This window comes from Mycoplasma sp. CSL7503-lung (genome assembly GCF_025515455.1).
Taxonomy (GTDB): domain Bacteria; phylum Bacillota_I; class Bacilli_A; order Mycoplasmatales; family Metamycoplasmataceae; genus Mycoplasmopsis.
In genome coordinates, this window is sequence record NZ_JAOPHP010000059.1 from 1 (window position 1) to 431 (window position 431).

The following is a 431-nucleotide window of genomic DNA, read 5'->3' on the forward strand; positions in this document are numbered from 1 at the left end:
TAATGCAATCTTTGTTTAGATTTATTATTTAACAATGATATCAATTCATATTGATAATTTATTTTTTGCTCTTCAAACTCAATTTTAAAATCTTCATCAGTTATTTCAAAATTAATATCAGATGGTAATTGTTTATCATACATAAGTTTAAATTCACGGATATTAAGCTCATTAATTTGTCTCTTCCTTTGATCTAATACATATTTTTTTACCTTAGGGTAGATAAACTTAATAAATGAATATCAAAGTAGTGAATGGATGTGATCTTTATAATCATTAATAAAGTATTGATCTATTGCTCTTAAATCTTTTTTATCCAGAATATTAGAGGTTTTTGTATTAAATTCATTTATAAATTGACTCATTTCAATAATGTTATTAATTTTTCTATTAATATATTGTAATTCTTGATTTTTTTCTTTATCTATTAT

General features: G+C 20.4%; 1 protein-coding gene. It reads right to left on the reverse strand.

Annotated elements, in window-relative coordinates:
- A partial coding sequence (locus N9R85_RS03900) for a hypothetical protein (protein WP_262858669.1) occupies positions 1 to 431 on the reverse strand: 431 nt, incomplete at both ends.